This is a genomic window from Thermotoga sp. RQ7 (genome assembly GCF_000832145.1).
Classification (GTDB): Bacteria; Thermotogota; Thermotogae; order Thermotogales; family Thermotogaceae; genus Thermotoga; species Thermotoga neapolitana.
The window spans coordinates 1218471-1234723 of the sequence record NZ_CP007633.1 but is presented as its reverse complement, the minus strand read 5'-3'; the positions used below and the strand labels follow the sequence as shown (position 1 = coordinate 1234723).

16 protein-coding genes, 1 tRNA gene, 1 CRISPR repeat array and 1 riboswitch are annotated in these 16253 nt (G+C 46.9%); of the genes, 4 read left to right on the top strand and 13 right to left on the bottom strand.

The features are described 5' to 3' along the window. Window positions 1-42: 42 nt before the first annotated feature. Window positions 43-221, bottom strand: a riboswitch (Lysine riboswitch). 645 nt (window positions 222-866) lie between these two features. Further along, window positions 867-1095: direct repeats of the CRISPR family, unit length 30 nt; unit sequence GTTTCAATACTTCCTTAGAGGTATGGAAAC. Between the two features lie 125 nt (window positions 1096-1220). The 4 genes from TRQ7_RS06185 to TRQ7_RS06170 all read left to right on the top strand — a co-directional run bounded on the left by TRQ7_RS06185 (window position 1221) and on the right by TRQ7_RS06170 (window position 3372). Next, window positions 1221-1311, top strand: a tRNA-Ser gene (locus TRQ7_RS06185). Between the two features lie 57 nt (window positions 1312-1368). Continuing rightward, window positions 1369-1821 carry a ribosome maturation factor RimP gene (gene rimP / locus TRQ7_RS06180; protein ID WP_015919461.1) on the top strand — a complete coding sequence of 151 codons (453 nt, stop codon included), beginning with the start codon at window positions 1369-1371 and terminating at the stop codon, window positions 1819-1821. A 12-nt stretch (window positions 1822-1833) separates the two neighbouring features. Then, on the top strand, window positions 1834-2868 hold the full coding sequence (gene nusA, locus TRQ7_RS06175) for a transcription termination factor NusA (protein WP_041844244.1): 1035 nt from the start codon (window positions 1834-1836) through the stop codon (window positions 2866-2868). Window positions 2869-2889: 21 nt separating this feature from the next. Beyond that, window positions 2890-3372 (top strand): Fur family transcriptional regulator, encoded by a 483-nt coding sequence (locus tag TRQ7_RS06170; RefSeq protein ID WP_015919459.1) that lies wholly within the window; start codon window positions 2890-2892, stop codon window positions 3370-3372. On the opposite strand, the gene TRQ7_RS06165 is transcribed toward TRQ7_RS06170, so the two are convergent. From TRQ7_RS06165 to efp, 13 genes are all read right to left on the bottom strand, one after another. Continuing rightward, window positions 3263-4435 (bottom strand): ComEC/Rec2 family competence protein, encoded by a 1173-nt coding sequence (locus TRQ7_RS06165; protein ID WP_015919458.1) that lies wholly within the window; start codon window positions 4433-4435, stop codon window positions 3263-3265. The two genes, TRQ7_RS06170 and TRQ7_RS06165, sit on opposite strands and share 110 nt — an antisense overlap. Then, window positions 4432-5637 carry a 2,3-bisphosphoglycerate-independent phosphoglycerate mutase gene (locus TRQ7_RS06160; protein ID WP_015919457.1) on the bottom strand — a complete coding sequence of 402 codons (1206 nt, stop codon included), beginning with the start codon at window positions 5635-5637 and terminating at the stop codon, window positions 4432-4434. Before TRQ7_RS06160 ends, TRQ7_RS06165 begins: the two co-directional genes overlap by 4 nt. Window positions 5638-5639: 2 nt before the next feature. After that, window positions 5640-7181, bottom strand: coding sequence for a tetratricopeptide repeat protein (locus TRQ7_RS06155; RefSeq protein ID WP_236681686.1), 1542 nt, complete (start codon window positions 7179-7181; stop codon window positions 5640-5642). Window positions 7182-7252: 71 nt separating this feature from the next. After that, complete coding sequence (locus TRQ7_RS06150) at window positions 7253-8839, bottom strand: DAK2 domain-containing protein (RefSeq protein WP_041844243.1); 1587 nt, start codon at window positions 8837-8839, stop codon at window positions 7253-7255. Window positions 8840-8855: 16 nt separating this feature from the next. After that, entirely contained in the window at window positions 8856-9185 is a 330-nt protein-coding gene (locus TRQ7_RS06145) for an Asp23/Gls24 family envelope stress response protein (protein ID WP_015919454.1), read from the bottom strand. Next, on the bottom strand, window positions 9182-11008 hold the full coding sequence (dxs, locus tag TRQ7_RS06140) for a 1-deoxy-D-xylulose-5-phosphate synthase (protein WP_041437623.1): 1827 nt from the start codon (window positions 11006-11008) through the stop codon (window positions 9182-9184). The genes TRQ7_RS06145 and dxs overlap by 4 nt, the downstream gene beginning before the upstream one ends. Next, complete coding sequence (locus TRQ7_RS06135) at window positions 10974-11198, bottom strand: exodeoxyribonuclease VII small subunit (RefSeq protein WP_015919452.1); 225 nt, start codon at window positions 11196-11198, stop codon at window positions 10974-10976. The genes dxs and TRQ7_RS06135 overlap by 35 nt, the downstream gene beginning before the upstream one ends. Next, on the bottom strand, window positions 11199-12380 hold the full coding sequence (xseA, locus tag TRQ7_RS06130; RefSeq protein WP_015919451.1) for an exodeoxyribonuclease VII large subunit: 1182 nt from the start codon (window positions 12378-12380) through the stop codon (window positions 11199-11201). Beyond that, a complete protein-coding gene (locus tag TRQ7_RS06125; protein ID WP_041844242.1) occupies window positions 12377-13192 on the bottom strand; it encodes a bifunctional 5,10-methylenetetrahydrofolate dehydrogenase/5,10-methenyltetrahydrofolate cyclohydrolase in 816 nt (271 codons plus the stop codon). The genes xseA and TRQ7_RS06125 overlap by 4 nt, the downstream gene beginning before the upstream one ends. Window positions 13193-13205: 13 nt before the next feature. Next, window positions 13206-14840 carry a formate--tetrahydrofolate ligase gene (locus tag TRQ7_RS06120; protein WP_236681761.1) on the bottom strand — a complete coding sequence of 545 codons (1635 nt, stop codon included), beginning with the start codon at window positions 14838-14840 and terminating at the stop codon, window positions 13206-13208. A gap of 5 nt (window positions 14841-14845) precedes the next feature. After that, on the bottom strand, window positions 14846-15274 hold the full coding sequence (nusB, locus tag TRQ7_RS06115) for a transcription antitermination factor NusB (protein ID WP_038067336.1): 429 nt from the start codon (window positions 15272-15274) through the stop codon (window positions 14846-14848). Between the two features lie 24 nt (window positions 15275-15298). Further along, window positions 15299-15655, bottom strand: coding sequence for an Asp23/Gls24 family envelope stress response protein (locus TRQ7_RS06110; RefSeq protein ID WP_015919447.1), 357 nt, complete (start codon window positions 15653-15655; stop codon window positions 15299-15301). 16 nt (window positions 15656-15671) lie between these two features. Beyond that, window positions 15672-16229 (bottom strand): elongation factor P, encoded by a 558-nt coding sequence (efp, locus tag TRQ7_RS06105; protein ID WP_015919446.1) that lies wholly within the window; start codon window positions 16227-16229, stop codon window positions 15672-15674. Between the last annotated feature and the right edge of the window lie 24 nt (window positions 16230-16253).

Genomic DNA, 16253 nt, shown 5'->3' with positions numbered 1-16253 from the left:
GAAGAGACGCCAAATCAGGTCTGAAATCATTCTTTCGATTCCAGACCCGATCGGCTCTCCACGGAGAGACCTCCGTGACAGTGGCATGGGTGTTCCCCATACCCCCAGGCGTATAGGGCGGGAGGAACCCTATACCCTTCGGCGCCCTCGCCTTTCAGCTGCCCCCGATTCCTCCCCTGAAGGGACAGCCTACTCATCTCGGGCGCTCCTCCGTCGGGTCTTATTCATTTTAGATCTATTGTACCAGTGTTTTGAAACGGGAACAATTAAGAGAAGGTTAACATTGAACTCTATGGAAACTTAGAAGGAAATATATAAGATGCTAGCAACTATTTTTTATTCACTAAACCACGGTAAGTTCCATTTATTCACAAAGCGGGTGGTGATTGTAACGGGCATGAGAAGAAGGATGTGGAGTATGCAATTACCGGTAACGAAAAAATTCATGCGGGTTTGAGAGAGGTGATGTATGCATGGAAAATGGAATAGTGAGCGAGAATATGAAATAGGATATGAGAATATGTCTTCATCTGTGTTCATGTATCTGGCACAAATAAAGAAACCATATACTTAGTCTCTAACCTTTTAAGGAGTACCTTTTTGAGTAAATTTGTGAAAACGGGAACTAGTTGATTTTCACATAAAACACCTCAAAATGGCCTGACCTAGGTTAGGATAATTTATCTTTTGATTTTGTCTTTCTTTAGGTTTTTCATTGACTATGCAATTATTCCATTTTTCCAAACAGTACTTGACTGGGTCTTTCTGTGTGTTAGAATCACCTGTGATGAAACACTCTCTGTATGTCCTCATGTACTCTTGCTTTTTGAAATGCTTTGTGGTATAATTTCTTTGAAATCCAACGGGTTTCAATACTTCCTTAGAGGTATGGAAACCATCCTCCTTTTCAAGCCTTTTGATCATCTGATAAAGGTTTCAATACTTCCTTAGAGGTATGGAAACTGCATGATCAGGTAAGTGTACACCTTCGTGATGAACGTTTCAATACTTCCTTAGAGGTATGGAAACCGATATCAAAAGGCAGGTTGAAGAAGGTCAGGACATGTTTCAATACTTCCTTAGAGGTATGGAAACAAAGTATAGAAATTTTTCAATCTTTCTGTTCGGTTCTCCTTTCAAATGCATGAAATTAAAAAAACAAACACGCTCCTCTTGAATTATTGAAAAAACAAGTGTATAATACTTTCTTGGTACGGAGAGGAGAGGTGGCCGAGGGGTCTAAGGCGCACGCCTGGAGAGCGTGTGGTGGCCAAAAGCCACCCGTGGGTTCAAATCCCACCCTCTCCGCCAGAGAAAGGCCGGGACTTTGTGTCCCGGTTTTTCGTTCACTAGGGGGTGGTTGATAGTATGTTCGAAGAGATGATTGTAGAAAAGGTTAGAAAAGAAGCGGAAAGAATTGCTGAAAAGCAAGGCCTGGAAATCTTCGACATACAGTACAGAAGAGAAAGCAGAGGCTGGGTCCTCAGGGTCGTTATAGACAACCCGGTGGGATACGTGAGTGTGAGAGACTGCGAACTCTTTTCCAGAGAACTGGAGAGGTTTCTGGATAGAGAAGATCTCATAGAGCATTCGTACACTCTCGAAGTGTCGTCTCCTGGACTCGACAGACCCTTGAGGGGTCCGAAGGATTATCAAAGATTCACCGGGAAACTTGCGAAAATCATCACAAAAGATGGAAAAACGTTCATAGGAAGAATCGAATCCTTCGTCGATGGAATAGTAACCATCTCCGATGAGAAGGGAAAACATGAGATAGACATCGAAGATGTGAGGAAGGCAAATCTGGAAATAGAATTTTAAGGAGGTGTTCCCATGAACATAGGCTTGCTCGAGGCTCTGGATCAGCTTGAAGAAGAAAAAGGAATATCCAAAGAAGAGGTTATTCCCATTCTGGAAAAGGCTCTGGTGAGCGCCTACAGGAAGAATTTTGGAAGTTCAAAAAATGTCGAAGTGGTGATAGACCGAAACACCGGAAATATAAAGGTGTATCAGTTACTCGAAGTGGTGGAAAATGTGGAGGATCCCACCACTCAGATCTCTCTGGAAGAGGCAAAGAAACTCGACCCAACAGCAGAGATAGGTTCGATCATCAGAAAAGAACTTGATGTCAAAAACTTCGGAAGAATCGCAGCCCAAACCGCAAAACAGGTGCTCATTCAGAGGATTAGAGAACTGGAGAAGGAAAAACAGTTCGAAAAGTACTCAGAACTCAAAGGAACGGTTACAACCGCTGAGGTGATAAGAGTTACGAGCGATTGGGCAGACATCCGAATTGGAAAACTAGAAACCAGGCTTCCAAAGAAAGAATGGATCCCCGGTGAGGAAATAAAGCCGGGAGACCTGGTGAAGGTCTATATCATCGACGTAGTGAAAACGACAAAAGGCCCAAAGATTCTTGTAAGCAGAAGGGTGCCTGAGTTCGTCATCGGACTCATGAAACTGGAAATTCCGGAGATAGAAAATGGCATCGTGGAAATAAAAGCCATCGCCAGAGAACCTGGTGTGAGAACGAAAGTGGCTGTGACATCCAACAATCCAAATGTCGATCCGATAGGTGCGTGCATAGGTGAGGGTGGCTCCAGGATCGCAGCCATACTCAGAGAACTCAAAGGTGAAAAACTGGACGTTTTGAAATGGTCAGACGATCCAAAACAGCTCATAGCGAACGCCCTGGCCCCTGCCACCGTCATAGAAGTGGAGATACTCGACAAAGAAAACAGAGCGGCGCGTGTACTTGTACCGCCAACGCAGCTCTCTCTTGCCATAGGAAAAGGTGGCCAGAACGCCAGGCTCGCAGCAAAACTCACAGGATGGAAGATAGATATCAAACCCATTATGAACCTATGAAGCAGAAAAGGAGGTGCCTCGATGTACGAAGAACTGAGAAATGAATTGAAAAAAAGGAAATACAGAATCACCGCTCAGAGGGAAATGATCCTCAAGATCTTTCTTGAATCCAAAGGAAGGCATCTGGGTGTGGATGAAGTCTATCGGGAACTTTTGAACAGAAACGTCAGAGTAAGCAAAGCCACAGTTTACAGAGCGGTGGAACTTCTGGTCGAACTTGGGTTCTTGAGAAAGTTAAACTTCGGAGAAGGACTGTACAGATACGAGCTGATAGATCGAAGCACACGCGAATCGCATCAGCATGTGATTTGTCAGAAATGCGGAAAAATAGTCGAGATCAACTCAGAACAGGTCAAAAAGATCGTGTCGGACATTTCAGAAAAGACGGGGTACGTCATAAAATGGCACGACCTGAAGTTCTACGGATTATGCCCCGAATGTCAAAAAGAAGAATCAAAGGCACCGGAATCAGGACAAAGAACAGAAATTTCGGAAGAGGGATGATGGGCATCATGTTCGAAAGTCTTACGAGTACATCCACAGGAAACGATACGATGTTTGCTACGTCTGCTGCTACCATCGATGGAGTCTTCAGGCCCAGCAGAAAAAGAAGGAAGGAAAGATGAGAAACCCACGTAACAGGTATCACGGCAAAAGACATCGGAATAGAAAAAAGGAGTGCCGAAACGTTCGTTTCACCGAAGAAAAGACAGAGGAATGGAAGGGAAGCAAGGTAGGCTTTCACGACGAGTTCAAAAATGTTCTTCGAGTTCAGGATACTCAGTGTCACGAAAAAGGACAGAAGAAAAGAGGGAGTGAAAAGAACGGTGGGGTCAAGAACGATCATCAAAGACCCCACCGTTGCCGTTATATAAGAGGGAGTTGTTTTGAAACCAAGTGTCCTGAGAACTTTCCAGAGCAGTATGGTCAGATAGGCCCTCAAAACAGAGGGGGTGTTCACGGAAAGCACGTAGGGAATTAGAAGAAGGAGAGCCACAAGCTCTTGATACATCCGCCTCCATGTGAAAAAAGAAATGAGCGTTGTGTAAAGAGAAAAGGCAATTCCCACATGAAGACCTGAAACGGCAAAAAAGTGACCAAGTCCACTTCTGTACACGGCGTTATCTTTCTCTCCAAAGAGAAGAGAAAAGGCTGTTCCCCGCACTTCTTTTGAAAACTCTTCTCTCAGTCTTCTCAGAGAAGGTTTCTCCAGTTCTTTCAAGTAGGATGGATGAAAGATGCTGCCGTCGTAGTACCCTACCGCGTAGATGAACCCATCTTTTGAGGTTCTTATCCTGATAGGGCGGACCTTTTTCCACTCTCCCTGAAATACCTTCACACGTGTCACACGGGATCCTTCCACAAGTCCTACAAGTTCGTAGTTTCCAGGTGGAAGTGTTCCAAGTGAGTACAAGAAGGCACCAGAAAGGATGAAGAGCACAGCAATTGAAATTTCTTTGTTTTTTCTCCAGAGTGGAATTGCAGCGGGAAAGAACACATACCAGGGAAAACGAAAGAGGGCGCCCAGAAGCGCCCCCAGACACAGAGAAAAGAAGATCAATATCATGCTCCGAACTTTTCCAGCCTTCCAGCGTACGCAAGAGCAAGCGTCATGACGTCGCTGGCGTGTATCGTTCCAAGGGTACCTCTTGCGCACTCGAATTCGTTGAAGGCCTGAGACAAACCTCTTCTCGTGTACCTGGACCAGATGAGAAGAGGAACGGGATGCCAGCTGTGGGCCTTCAGTGGAACGGGCGTGGAATGATCTCCTGTGATCACAAGAACGTCCGGTTTCAATGCGAGGATCTCCGGTATCACTCTGTCAACTTCCTCTATCACCTTCACCTTTTCATCGAACTTTCCGTCTTCACCGTAAGAGTCCGTTTTCTTCACGTGAACGTAGAAGAAATCGAAATCGTTCCATTTTTCTTTCAGAGTGTTGATTTCATCTTCGACGGTTTGTCCCGTTTCGATTATCTCCATTCCCACAAGTTTCGCAAGGCCCCTGTACATCGGATAGGTTGCGATGGCTCCAGCCCTCAACTTGTAGATCTCCGGGAATTTGGGAAGATCAGGATATTTGGAAAATCCTCTGATGAGGGCAAAGTTTATCTTCGGGTTGTCTTTCAGAACCTCTGCTATTTTCCTGATCAACTCGTTGGCGATCCTTGCCGTCTTCTTCGAAGGTTCATCCAGCCCTTCTGCCCAGACCATCGGATGCCCTTCTTTCTGGGGATCTGCGTCCGTTACTCTGTCGCCAAGACCTTCACCGGTGAACTTCACCACGAACCTGTGTTCTTTACCGGGATAGAACGTGATTTCCACGTCCTCGATCTTCTTGATCTTTTCTGAAAGAAGTTGAACCACCTTCGCAGATTCTTCCGTGGCAGGCCTTCCTGCCCTTCTGTCGAGCACCACGTTCCCGTCCCAGGTTGCAAAGTTTGCTCTGGCAACAACATCTTTTTCACCAACTTCAACACCTATACCCAGCGCCTCAAGGATGCCTCTTCCTATCTGATACTTTATGGGGTCGTATCCAAAAAGTGAAAGGTGTCCAGGACCGCTTCCTGGAGTGATGCCGGGAAGGACTGGAACGGTCTGGCCAAGGTCGCTCTCTTTTGCCAGGCTGTCGAGATTCGGTGTGCTGGCTGCCTGAAGGGGAGTCTTGCCGTTCACCGGAATGTCTCCAAGCCCGTCCATCACAAGCAGGACTATCTTCGTATCGTTTGTTGTTACAAGTTTTGAGACGAACTTCTGTTTATCAAGCATCGTCATCCCTCCTTTATGCGTAGTTTTTCCATCACGTATTTCAGTCTGTCATCGTCGGCAACGGGAACACCCTGCTCCAGAGATTGCAGAAGTGCCACAACGAGATCGGAGAGCTTCTCGAAATCGAATTTGTCCGCGTGCCTGAACCTGGCTATTCTCAGAGCAAATCGCCAGTTTATATCCTGAGTTTCTGCCACAATCTCTCTCAAAAGATCGTCCATGAGCAGATCCTTGAACACCAGAAGATGCTGCACGATTCGAACAAGAACAAGACTCGAAGCGATCATGATGGAACTGCCAAAGAAAGCCGAAGTGAACTTCACGACATTTTCTTCCATTTTGAATATGTCAGGCGATTCGAAGATGATGCCCATCATGGTTTCGATCATTTCTGATGTGTCGATCGTCGTATCGTAAAACGGAAACTGTCCTTCTCTGAGTGCATCGATCCTCTTCTGGACTTCTTCGTTTGAAGAGGCCAGATCCTCCGCCAGGGAAACCACATCGATGACGCCCTCTTCATCGAAATAATCCCTCAACCACTCGAATTCTTCAAAGGTTGGTATTTTCACCTTGCTCTCTGCAAGAGCAATCATGTGTTCTGCCCTTTCTTTGAGTTCTCCTGTGATCTCCGACAGGACAGAGATAGCCTTTTCCCTGTCGAAGTGAAGAAGAATCGTAGCGTAGTTGTATTTCACGATTTCTTCGTCTCTGTGCCGGCTGTAAGCTTCTTCAAACACCTCGAGGGCCTCTTCGTACAGGCCGAGTGTTTTGAGAAGAAGTCCGTACTCGTTTGCCAGCATGGGATCGTCGGGTGTCTTCTCGTAGAGTCTTTTCAGAATGCCCAGTGCCTCGAACAACCTGCCGAGTTTTATCAAGGTGTAGGAGAGGTTGAACTCCACATGATCCTTTCGTTCTGCTTCCAGCGCTTTTCTGAAGAATTTTTCTGCCTCTTTGAAACGCTGAAGTTGATTGTAGATGACCCCGAGTCTTTCATAAACCTCTGTGAAGTTTGGATCCTTCTCAAGGATTCTTTTGTACTCTTCAAGGGCTTCTTCGAATCTTCCTTCTTCGAGAAGAAGATCTCCTTTCTTCAGGAGCGGAAGCAGAAAATCTCTGTTGGTTTCATGGGCCTTTTCGTAGAAGAGAAGACTGTCCTCTATTTCACCCTTTTCTTTCAGTATGTTCGCGAGTTCAAAATAAGCCGGCGCGAAGTCTTCCTTCATGGATGTTGCTATTCGCATTTCAACCTCGGCTTCGCCAAGATTTCCCCTGTGCTTGAGAAGGAGCCCTCTGTAGAAGTGGTAGCGATAATCGTATTGGACTTCCCTCGCTTTTTCCAGGATCTTTTCTGCCTCGTCGAACCTTTGCTCGCGAAGAAGCTCCTTGAACTTTTCGTAGAGGAAGAAGACGTAGTAGGACCTGTAATACTCATCCTTTGATACTTCGTACTGTGCTTCTAGCCCTCTCAGGACAACATCGAGAGGGATACGATCTTCTTCCACTATTCTGGGAAGGTCTTCTGCAAGAACGGGAAGTTTCACTGGAAGATTGTTCTGTTTCGCTTTATCCGGATCGAGCGGAAGATAAACAATTGCCTTTATGTTTTCACCCCTCATTGCAAAAGCATCAAGAACGGATAATGGGGTTGTCCACCCTCGTGGATTTCAAGATCGAGGTTCGGGAATTCCTCTCCTATGAGGTTCTGTATCTTCTCGAGTTCTGCCTTTCGATAATTGTCACCAAGAAAAACGGTGAGGATCTCTTTTTCTCTTGCGTTCTCCTTTTCCAGAACGTCCTTCAATGCCTTCACGAGGTTGAATCCGTGCGCTAAAAGTTCTTTTCTCACAAAGACGAGGTACTCACCTTTCCTTATACGCCTTTTTCCGTATCTGGAGTCTCTGACCGCCCTTGTGATGGAAATGGGAACACACTGGTTGATCGCCTCTTCGAACCTTCTTTTTAGTTCTTCAGGATCCTCGTCAGGGTCGTATTCCACCATCGCGGCAACACACTCCTGAACGTGTGACGTCTGAACGACGATAACCCTTTTGTCGTCCACCGATTCCGCCACCTGTTTTGCTGTGAGAAGAACGTTGGCGTTGTTTGGAAAGAGAAAGACCACCTTCGCGTGTGTTTTGTCCACCGCTGCCTTAAGATCGGCAAAGCTGGGATTCATCGTCTGGCCACCAGGGACTATTTCGTCAACACCCAGACTTTTCAGGATCTCTGAAATTCCCTTCCCGGGAGAGACAGCAACCACACCTATTTCCTTTTCGACCTGGGCGGATATGATGTGTTCGTGCTGAAGTTTCATGTTGTCCACTTTTACTTTAATTATTTCGCCGAAATCCAGTACCTTCTCAAGCACCTGACCCGGATGATTAGTATGAACGTGCAGTCTGAAGATATCGTCCTGCTCTACAAGAACAACGGAATCTCCTATCTCGTTCAAGAAGGATTCCAGTTCTGACTTTTCGAAGACACGCTCTCTTCGAACGGCCACCTCCGTGCAGTACTGGTTCGTTATCTCTTCCAGGGCCATCCTCTTGAGATCTTCCACTGAGGCCTGTTCCACCTGCTCGAGGTTCACTTCTATATCTCCTTTGATCGCATCCCTCATTCCTTCGAACAGATAGTAAAGCCCCTTTGCTCCCGCATCCACAACTCCTGCTTCTCTTAGTTTGGAGAGCATGCTGGGAGTCCTGTTCACCGTATCCTTTATCATCTCCACGATCTGGTCGAACAACTCTTCGAACGTTTCAAAGGAACGACCCTTCAGTTTCTCGTCGAGTTCCCTCACCACCGTCAGCATGGTACCTTCAACGGGTCTCATAACGGCACTGTACGCGACTTTCCTTGCGTTCGATATCATCTTGATAAAATCTCCTGGAGTGATGTAGTTCTCCGGAGAGGCGTCTGCCAGTCCTCTCAATATTTGAGAGAGTATGACACCGGAGTTCCCACGCGCCCCCATCAGTGCTCCTTCCTTGATTGCCTTCCACACTTCTGAGAGGTCATCACTTTTGAGATTGTCTATGTACTTGCACGCTTCCAGCATCGTCGAACACATGTTGGAGCCCGTGTCTCCATCCGGAACAGGGAAAACGTTCAGGGCGTTGATTTCATCTTTGTGTTTTAGAAGGTTTTCCGTTGCTTTCTTTATGATGGTTTTCAAAAACCTTCCGGTGATCTTTTTCAAGATCTCTACCTCCGTTTCATTTGATGCCTACCACATGAACGGTTATGTTCAGATTCTCACAACCGGCCAGTGTCTTGAGTTTGTGTGCCACGTTATCGGCGATGTTTCTGGCAACTTCTTTTATGTTTACTCCGTACTCAACTTCTATGTACACGTCGACGTTCAGAGAAGAGTCTTCGAGTTCTTCAATCTTGATGCCTTTGTCCCCTCCGAAGATCCTCTCAAAGAATGAACGCGATTCTCCGATTCCGACCGTCCCGTAGCTTTCAACCGTTGCAAGATACACGATCTTCTTCAATGCCTCCACCGTTATTTCGAGTTCTCCATGTTCAAGCATGATCTTCATGCTTTCCCCTCCTCGCTTCTGACCTTAATATATGTTAGCATAGTTTTTGAAAGCCCTTTTGAATCAAGTCCCAGCATTTCCAGGAGTTCCTTTCTGCTTCCGTGGGTTACGAAGTGATCGTTCACCCCGATGTTCACCACACGTCCCTTCCATCCCATCTCCCAGAGCTTTTGAGCAACGTAGGAGCCGAATCCCCCTATCTTCATGGCTTCTTCGACGGTGAATATGAGCCTGTGGTTCTGTGCAACCTCTCTCAGAACATGTGTATCCAGAGGTTTCACGGTGAGAGCGTTTATCACCGTGACATCCAGAGGGATCCTGAGCACTTCTTTTAGAAGAGTTCCGGTGACGATCACCGCCGCGTCTTTTCCTTCTCTGACCACTTTCCAGCCAAGGTCTATCTCTCTCATGTTCTCAAAGAGTGAGTTGAGATCTGCCTCGAAGGATTCCTTAGGATAGCGAACAGCAACAGGACCATCAAGATTGGCCAAAACGGTGTATAAAACGTTCACGAATTCTTGAGGAGAAGATGGAGATACTATCTTCATGTTCGGAATTGGGAGAAGATAGTTGATATCGAAAAGACCGTGGTGTGTGGGCCCATCTTCCCCAACAACTCCAGAGCGATCTATCGCGAAGAGAACCGGAGCATTCTGAAGGGCCACATCATGAACAATCTGATCGAAGGCCCTCTGAAGGAACGTGGAGTAGATTGCAACAACCGGTTTCATCCCCTGAAGTCCCAGCGCCGCACCAAAAGTGACACACGACTGCTCTGTGATTCCCAGATCGAAGAAGCGCTCGGGGTGATTCTTCTGAAAAATGGAAAGTCCTGTACCATCCGCCATGGCCGCTGTTATGGCAACGATCTTTTCGTCGGATTCTGCAATCTTAGAGAGGGTGTATCCCAGAAGTTCACTGTAGGATAGCCTTTTTGGTTTTCCAACGGGTGAGGCGCTGTGGTACGTTGTGGGATCCTCTTCTGCTGCTTTGAACCCTCTGCCCTTTCTCGTCACAACGTGAACGACCGACGGATAATCGTATTCTTTCACTCTCTTCAGAACCCTTTCGAGGAGTTCTACGTCGTGACCGTCGAAGGGCCCGAAGTACTTCAGACCTAGTGCTTCAAAGAAGTTGGTTCCCTGTATCAATCCCTTCAACCCGTCTCTCAAGTATCTCATCTCTTCTTCCAACTCGAAGCCTATCTCGGTTTTTTCGAGCACCTTCTTCAGGGCTTTTTTTCCCTTCAGGTATATGGGGTTTGTCCTGAGTCTGGAAAGATGGTATGCAAGCCCTCCCACGTTCTGTGAGATGGACATTCCGTTGTCGTTGAGGATTATCTTGATTTTCGAGTTGAGATTTTTGAGCTGGTTCAGCGCCTCGAGCGCCATACCAGATGTGAGAGCACCGTCTCCTATCACGACAACCACGTGTCTTTTCTCTTTGAGAAATTCGAAGGCCTTTTCAAAACCAAGGGCAGCCGCTATGGAGGTACCAGCATGTCCTGTACCGAACCAGTCCAGTGGTGACTCTCTTCTTGTGACGAAACCGCTCAGGCCACCGAAAGTTCTTATGGTGTGAAACTGTTCGTCTCGTCCCGTCAGTATTTTGTGGGTGTACGTTTGATGCCCCGTGTCCCAGATCACAGCGTCTTCTCTGGGATCGAAGACGCGGTACAGAGCGAGTGTGAGTTCCACCGTCCCCAGATTGGAAGCAAGGTGCCCCCCGTTCTTCAAAACCACCTCTACGATCCTCTGTCTTATCTCCTCAGCGAGACTTTTCAGTTCTTCATGACTCATCTTCCTGATTTCGTCCAGCATCATCTTCATCACCTTCCAGTTCTTTCAGAACATCGATGATTTTCAACTGTTCTTTCTGAAGGATCTCCCTGCACTTTTTGTAGAGTTCCACACCTCTTTGAAAGAGTTCAATGGACTCTTCAAGAGACAGGTCTTCGCTTTCGAGTCTGTTGACGATCTCTTCCAGTTCCTTCATCATTTCTTCGAAGTCCACCTAGATCACCCTCGCCTTCTTTTCACCATCTCTGAAGATAAGAAACACGATGTCTCCTGAGTTCAAAGAGGCAGCCTCTTTCACGATTTTGCCTTCCTTTTTCACCAGAACAAATCCTTTGTCGAGAAACCTTGTTGGTTTCAGACTCTCAAGGACTCTGAAGAGATGTTCCACCCTTTCCTGTTTTCTTCTCACAGAATTCAACACCAGACTCCTGAGTTTTCCAGCCATTTCTTTGACCCTGATGGCTGTCAATTTGTTTATTTCATACTTTCTTTTCGCTGCCGCTTTGATGTAATGAAATAGTCTGTTCAGTCTTTCTTCCTCACGTGTTATCTTCTCCAGCACGGCATCTTTCATTCTCTCATAGAGATTTTTCAGTTCTTCATGGACGTCTCTGAGATCGGGAAGGACGTATTCGGCTGCTCCTGTTGGTGTGTGCATGGATACATCTGCCACAAAATCCGCTATGACACGATCTATCTCGTGTCCTATTCCCGTCACGACAGGATGTTTCATTTTCAGGATCTCTCGCACCACTTCCTCTTCGTTGAACACCCACAGATCTTCCCTGGATCCACCGCCTCTGACTATCAGAACAAGGTCCAGATCGTACTCGTTTGCTTTCCTCAAGGCTTCTATCAACTCTTTCTTCGCAGAATCTCCCTGAACGGAAGTGTGGAAGAGGTATATCTCAACGGGGGATTTTCGCTCCTTTGCCGTTCTTATCACATCGTGGAATGCCGCTGAACTTCTGGAGGTGATGACACCGATTCTCCTTGGAAATCTGGGAAGGGGTCTTTTGGGACGATACAGAAGGCCCTCTTCGAGTAGTTTTTTCAGGGTCGTTTCGAACTTCATCTGATAAGTTCCGATGTGGTCGAGGTACCTTATGTTCGAACAGACGAACCTGTACGTTCCGTGTGGTGTGTAAACACTTATGCTGCCATCGACGAGAGCCATCTTTCCTTCTTGAAGACGGATTCCCATGTTGTCCCCACCGAACAGGACACAATCCAGTTTTGCGTTTTCATCGACCAGCGAGAAAAAAATGTGGCCCTTTCTAGGGCGCACATTGGTGATTTCACCGTATACACTCACGTTGACGAGATAAGGATCCTCTTCAAGCAGCTTTTTTATATACTCGCTTATCTCCGTGACGGTGTAGACGATCTCTCTCATGCTTTCTGACGCTCCGCCGCTCTCACCACGTGTTCAAACAAAAGAGCGGTTGTGATCTGACCCACACCACCGGGAACGGGTGTAACCTGTGCTATCTCCTCAACGGCAGAGTCCACATCTCCGCACCATTTTCCATCCACGTAGTTGATCCCAACATCTATCACGATGGCTCCTTCCTTCACCATGTCTCTTTTCAGGAAATGGGCCTTTCCGACGGCAACGACGACGATATCACTGGCCCTTGTGATTTCCCCAAGATTCTGCGTTCTGGAATGGCAAACGGTGACGGTGGCGTCTCTTCCCTTCTTCAGAAGCATAATCGCAAGAGGTTTTCCCACGGTAACACTTCTTCCAACGATCGTAACTTTCTTTCCTGAAATCTCAGTGACACTCTCTAGGACTTTCACAACGGCCTCTGCGGTACACGGTGGGAAGGTCTCTTCTCCATAGAGCAAAAATCCAAGGTTTTCAGGATTGACACCTTCAACGTCCTTTTCAACGGGCACGGCAGAGAACACCCGTTTTTCATCCAGTCCCTCTGGCAGGGGTCTTGCAACGAAGACACCGTTCACATTTTTGTCTTCAGCGAGTTTCTCCAGGGTGGAAAGAAAATCTCCCGGAGACGTTTTGATTATTTCAAAATCTATTCCCAGTTTTTCTGCCTTTTTTTTCTGAGATCTGAGATACGAAGCGGTGGAAGGATCATCCGTTCCCACCACGCTGACGAGTTTTGGAGTGAAGAAAAGCAGATCCACTCTCTTTCTGACGTCTTCTTCGATGGACTTCGCTATGGATTTACAGTCTATCCACACAATCGATCCCCCTTCAAGAGACTCCTGTGATGTTGCCATCTTCATCTACGTCCATGTTCAGGGCGTTGGGTTTTTTTGGAAGACCCGGCATGAGATTTATGTCTCCTGCCAGAACAACAACAAAACCAGCTCCTGCCGAGACGTAAGCGTCCCGAACAACGAAGGTGTAACCCTCAGGTGCTCCCCGAAGTTTTGGATCGTGGGAGAGAGACTTCGGAGTTTTGGTCACAATCACAGGGAGATGATCAAAACCGTTCTTTTTAATGAACTTCAAAGCCTTTCGGGCCTCATCTGTGTACTCAACATCCTTTGCCCTGTAGATCTCCCTTGCAAGGATCTCCACTTTCTTTTCAACAGGGTCTTCCCACTCGTAGAGAAAGTGAGGAGATGAATCTTTGATGGCTTCGGTCACCGCTTTTGCAAGATCTTCCCCACCCTCACTTCCCTTTGTGAAGACCTCACTGACCGCTGCTTTTACTCCGAGTTTTTCGCATTCATTCATCACAAAAGAGATCTCCTTTTCTGTGTCGGTTTCGAACCTGTTCAGGGCCACAACGACAGAAAGACCAAATTTCTTCAGGTTCTCCACGTGAACCTTCAAATTTTTAAATCCCTTCTTCAACGCTTCCAGATCTTCTTCATGAAGATCGTCAATGTCAGAGCCACCGTGGTACTTCAGCGCTCGAACCGTCGCCACAAGAACGGCAGCGTTAGGATAGAAATCTCCAACTCGTGAAACAAAGTCGATGAACTTTTCTGCTCCAAGATCTGCGCCAAACCCCGCTTCGGTCACCACGTAATCACTGAGTTTCAAGGCAAGTTTCGTCGCAAGAACAGAGTTTGTTCCGTGGGCGATGTTGGCAAAGGGTCCTCCATGGACGAAGGCAGGGGTTCCTTCTGTCGTCTGAACAAGATTTGGATTGATTGCATCTTTCAGCAGGACAGCCATCGCACCCTGAACACCGAGATCGGAGGCTCTCACAGGCCTTCCTCTAGAATCGAGTGCAACGACGATTCTTCCAAGACGATCCTTCAGATCTTTCAAATCTGTAGACAGACTGAGTATCGCCATTACCTCGGAGGCTGCGGTTATGATGAAACCATCCTCTCTTGGGATGCCGTTTGCCGATCCACCAAGACCTATCACGATTTTTCTGAGAGAGCGATCGTTCATGTCCATGGTTCGTTTCCAGAAGATCCTCGTTGGATCTATCCCAAGTTCGTTCCCGTGTTTTATATGAGAATCCAGAACCGCAGACAGCAGATTGTGGGCGCTTGCCACAGCGTGCATGTCGCCGGTGAAGTGCAGATTTATCTCATTGGAAGGGATAACCTTTGCCTTTCCGCCTCCAGTTGCTCCTCCTTTCAAGCCGAGAGTGGGACCAAGAGAAGGCTCACGGAGCGTCACAAAAGATTTGTTTCCAATCCTGTTCAGTGCCATGGAAAGTCCAATGCTGGTAGTGGTCTTTCCTTCGCCGGCGGGTGTTGGTGTGATCGCCGTCACAAGAATCAACTTTCCGTTTTCCCTGCCCTCGAGTTCTTTCAGGAGCCTGTGGTCTACCTTTGCGATATATCGTCCATACGGAAAAAGATGGTTTTCGTCTATCCCCACACTCTCTGCGATCTTCTTTATCGGAATCAAATTCATCACCTTCACAACTCGAATTTTTCCTTTGGAGCGTTCTCTTTTGCAATTCTATCCAGTATGCCATTTACGAATTTTCCGCTGTTTTCAGTGCCGTATCTTTTGGCTATTTCTATGGCTTCGTTGATCGTAACCTCTATGGGAATGTCCTTCTCGTAAAGGAGTTCGTAGGTACCGAGTCTGAGAATGTTTCTGTCAACAGCAGAGAGACGATCTATCGTCCAGCGTTCAAGGTACCTGGAGATGAGATCGTCTATCGTTTGAAGGTGTTCTTTAATATTCCGAATATAGCGTCTTGCATCTTTTTTTGCCTTTTCATCGTAACTGTTGTCCAGTATTTCCTCGAGTATCTGCTCAAGATCCTCATCTTTCCTGAATTCATGTTGAAAAAGAGCTTTGAAGACAGCAAGCCTCATTCTTCGCCTCGGTGTTTTCATGTCTGGATCTCCTTTCCCGAATGTTTATTCCTGTTTCTCTTCGCCCTCCTCAGGCTCTTCTTCGATCTCTTCTTCCTTCTCGAAAACGTTCTCCACGGTTACGTTGATGGACTCTACCCTCATGGAGGTCATCATCTCGATATCGTGTTTCACTTTCTCGGTGAGTTTGGAAACGTATTCAGGAATGGGTTCACCGTAAGGGACATCGATTTTGAACTCGATGACGAGGCTGTCATCTGGATTTCTTGTGACATCCAGACTCTTTCTGATTTTCTTCATCACTCTGGAGCCGACGTCCCCAAGAAATTCTCCAATGCTTCTGATCGCGATCTCTTTTATCACTCCGTCGGATATTTCGATGTTCTTGTATTCCTCCGCCATGCCAATCCCCCCTTTTTTATGCTCTTCCCACGTACTCACCCGTTCTTGTGTCAACCTTTATTTTATCACCGGTTTCTATGAAGTAAGGAACGGTGATTTTCAGTCCCGTTTCGAGTACAGCAGGTTTTCCACCACCGGAGACAGTGTCACCTTTGAAGGAAGGCTCTGTTTCCACAACGGTCAATTCAACGGTGGTGGGAAGTTCAACACCTATAGGAACACCCTCGTGGAAAACAAGGTCTACCTCCATGTTTTCAACCAGATAATACTTGGCATCCCCGATTTCCTCTTCGCTGAGAGCGTGTTGTTCGTAATCGTCCAGGGTCATGAAGTAATAGTGATCTCCATCTCTGTAAAGATACTGGGCTTTTCTGAAAGAAAGTTCTGCTTCGGGTACCTTTTCACCACTCGGGAAGTTCACTTCCCTCACAAGACCTGTCTTCACATTCTTGAGTTTTGTTCTAACAAGTCCACTTCCTCTTCCCATGAAGTGTTTGCTTGCCTCGAGTACCCTGTATATCTCACCGTCGTAGATGATGAACATACCCTTTTTCAGGTCACCTACTTCGATCATGCAGACACCTCCCATAACAAAATC

What these genes read in the sequence shown, in the direction of transcription:
- TRQ7_RS06165 (WP_015919458.1), bottom strand. Translation starts at nt 4,435, where the DNA reads ATGATATTGATCTTCTTTTCTCTGTGTCTGGGGGCGCTTCTGGGCGCC.
- efp (WP_015919446.1), bottom strand. Translation starts at nt 16,229, where the DNA reads ATGATCGAAGTAGGTGACCTGAAAAAGGGTATGTTCATCATCTACGAC.
- xseA (WP_015919451.1), bottom strand. Translation starts at nt 12,380, where the DNA reads ATGAGAGAGATCGTCTACACCGTCACGGAGATAAGCGAGTATATAAAA.
- TRQ7_RS06110 (WP_015919447.1), bottom strand. Translation starts at nt 15,655, where the DNA reads ATGGCGGAGGAATACAAGAACATCGAAATATCCGACGGAGTGATAAAA.
- TRQ7_RS06120 (WP_236681761.1), bottom strand. Translation starts at nt 14,840, where the DNA reads ATGAATTTGATTCCGATAAAGAAGATCGCAGAGAGTGTGGGGATAGAC.
- TRQ7_RS06145 (WP_015919454.1), bottom strand. Translation starts at nt 9,185, where the DNA reads ATGAAGATCATGCTTGAACATGGAGAACTCGAAATAACGGTGGAGGCA.
- TRQ7_RS06160 (WP_015919457.1), bottom strand. Translation starts at nt 5,637, where the DNA reads ATGCTTGATAAACAGAAGTTCGTCTCAAAACTTGTAACAACAAACGAT.
- TRQ7_RS06170 (WP_015919459.1), top strand. Translation starts at nt 2,890, where the DNA reads ATGTACGAAGAACTGAGAAATGAATTGAAAAAAAGGAAATACAGAATC.
- dxs (WP_041437623.1), bottom strand. Translation starts at nt 11,008, where the DNA reads ATGATGCTGGACGAAATCAGGAAGATGAGTCATGAAGAACTGAAAAGT.
- nusB (WP_038067336.1), bottom strand. Translation starts at nt 15,274, where the DNA reads ATGAAAACACCGAGGCGAAGAATGAGGCTTGCTGTCTTCAAAGCTCTT.
- rimP (WP_015919461.1), top strand. Translation starts at nt 1,369, where the DNA reads ATGTTCGAAGAGATGATTGTAGAAAAGGTTAGAAAAGAAGCGGAAAGA.
- nusA (WP_041844244.1), top strand. Translation starts at nt 1,834, where the DNA reads ATGAACATAGGCTTGCTCGAGGCTCTGGATCAGCTTGAAGAAGAAAAA.